This is a genomic window from Dolichospermum circinale AWQC131C (assembly GCF_000426905.1).
Classification (GTDB): Bacteria; Cyanobacteriota; Cyanobacteriia; order Cyanobacteriales; family Nostocaceae; genus Dolichospermum; species Dolichospermum circinale.
Map to the genome: position 1 here is coordinate 323 of NZ_KE384644.1, position 2,341 is coordinate 2,663.

Consider the following 2,341-nt stretch of genomic DNA (forward strand, 5'->3'; position numbering starts at 1 on the left):
CATCAGTTATCTTTGTGTGGGAAGGGAGTAATTTTCTCGTTCATCTAATTAATTATGTCAGAATTGGGGAAGCTTTCATCAGAAAATAAAATCCTGTAAATCCTCAAATCCTGGATATCCTGATTCTGACTTAATAATTTTCTGAAAGCTTTATAGGCGAAAAATTTGAGATTTTAAGCTGTTGTGTATTTAATTTGTATAAATCTGGCGGGCAAGATGCCCACCCTACAAGATTTACAGCACTTCCCGGTGTTATGAGGTACATATTTAGCGGGCAAGACTTGTACTGAGTTTGCCGTTCGCGTAGCGTGGCGTTAGCCATAGTATGCCCACCCCACAAGATTTAATAATTATCGTCTTATTTTTATAAATTAGTGCCTTTTTAATGGAAATTGTCACCAATACACAACAAATTCTGCTGAATTTGTTGTCTTGAATAAGTTTAAAAATGTATTCATTGTCACAAAAATTGAGGAATTGTAAGGGGATCAAGATATTAATTGCTCACTATTAATAAAAACTTATATAAATTAAAATCCAGATATATATATTATACGAAAATTATTAATCAGAAATCCTGATTAAAAAATCTTGCAATAACTTGATTTTGTTGCTAATGTGTGTGAGTACGACAGCGCTGGTGAATGCTCGGATCATTTAGAGAGGTAAAATCAATGAGCTTTATCTATCCTGCCAAAAGTCTTTTACTTGGTCATTGGTGATTGGCCATTAGTCATTAGTCATTAGTAAAAATTCCCGTTCAACAACGGAGAATCAAAATATTTGCAATGGCCTAATTCCTGACACTTTAGGTTTGATTTTTGTTTACCGTTCATCAATCGTCCTATCTGTTGATTGCCAAAAACGCAATACATGAAGACGAGACATGAAAAATTTGGAGTTGAAAAACGATGAAGATTCAAGGAAAAGTTGCACTAATTACCGGAGCTTCCCGTGGCATTGGTCGAGCGATCGCCTTAGAATTAGCCAAACAAGGCATGAAAAGGTTAATATTAGTAGCACGCGATCGGCAAAAGTTAGCCGAAGTAGCCGCCCAAATCGAAGCTTTGGGTGTAGAAACTACAATCATGGCCTTAGACTTAACTCAATCAATTTATGTTAATATAGCCGTAGCCCAACTTTGGCGCAGTTATGGACCGATTCATCTACTCGTAAATTGTGCTGGTGTCGCCCATCAAAACTCATTTTTGCAATCAAAACTTCCCCAACTGCAACAAGAACTCTCCGTTAATTTATTGGGAATGTATACCCTAACCAGCTTAATAGCCAAACGCATGGTTAGTCAAAAAAAGGGGATCATTGTCAATGTCTCCAGTTTAATGGGAAAAGTTGCCGCACCGACAATGGCCACATATTCCGCCACTAAATTCGCCATTGTTGGATTTACCCAGGCCTTACGTCAAGAACTGGCCCAACACAATATCCGCGTCATTGCTTTACTTCCTTCCCTCACCGAAACAGACATGGTGCGGGACTTAAAATCATTTCGCGGTGTGATTCCCATGACACCCGAACAAGTCGCCCAAGCCCTCGTAATTGGAATAGAAAAAGATACACCAGAAATCCTAGTGGGATGGCAATCTCATTTAGCCGTATTATGTCAACGTCTTGCCCCTTGGTTGCTAGATATCATCCTACAACTAGCGACACCCAAAAAACCATTACCTAATGCTGTGGGCTAGACTTCAAATCAATTCAAATCAATTCAAATCAATAATTTCTCTTCGCGCCTGTGCGCCCCTGGGTGAGAAAAAAATCATTCATTTACCTATATAAACGTGATCCCTCCGGTAAATTAACCCGGGGGATCATTGGTGTAAAATCAGAACTTTCAATTAAAAACTTTCAATTAAAAATTCTCGCAATAATCATCCCCAATTGAACACTGATAACTCCCAAGATTGTACTACCAAAAAAATAACCAGTAGCAGCCAACCAATTACCACGTTGCAACAAACCAACCGTATCTAAACCAAAAGTAGAAAAAGTAGTATATGCACCTAAAAATCCTGTGGCGACAATTAACTTAATTTCTGGAGAAATCAGCGCTGTTTTTTCCATAGCTAAACTTGTGAAAAACCCCATGATTAAACAACCGCTAATATTAATAAAAAAAGTTCCATAGGGGAAACCAAAACCCAAGCGATTTGTCAACCACAAGGTTAAATAATAGCGACTTAAAGCCCCTGCTATTGCTCCCAGACTAATGGCAATGGGAATACGAATTTCTACCTGTTGTAACATTATTAATAATTGTTAAGTAGGTTGGCGTTAAAAATTGTCGTTATGACAAGGGAACAGGGAAGAGGTTTTGGGCAAC

Annotated in this window: 2 protein-coding genes; one reads left to right on the forward strand and one right to left on the reverse strand. The window is 38.1% G+C overall.

Going from position 1 to position 2,341, the window contains the following annotated elements:
- The first annotated feature begins 911 nt into the window (after positions 1-911).
- Positions 912-1,703, forward strand: coding sequence for an SDR family NAD(P)-dependent oxidoreductase (locus tag ACIR131C_RS0118915; RefSeq protein ID WP_028091452.1), 792 nt, complete (start codon positions 912-914; stop codon positions 1,701-1,703).
- A gap of 163 nt (positions 1,704-1,866) precedes the next feature.
- On the opposite strand, the gene crcB is transcribed toward ACIR131C_RS0118915, so the two are convergent.
- Complete coding sequence (gene crcB, locus ACIR131C_RS0118920; protein WP_028091453.1) at positions 1,867-2,265, reverse strand: fluoride efflux transporter CrcB; 399 nt, start codon at positions 2,263-2,265, stop codon at positions 1,867-1,869.
- Positions 2,266-2,341 lie beyond the last annotated feature (76 nt).

Excerpts from the sequence above, each read along its gene's own strand:
- ACIR131C_RS0118915 (WP_028091452.1), top strand. The coding sequence starts at position 912 with ATGAAGATTCAAGGAAAAGTTGCACTAATTACCGGAGCTTCCCGTGGC.
- crcB (WP_028091453.1), bottom strand. The coding sequence starts at position 2,265 with ATGTTACAACAGGTAGAAATTCGTATTCCCATTGCCATTAGTCTGGGA.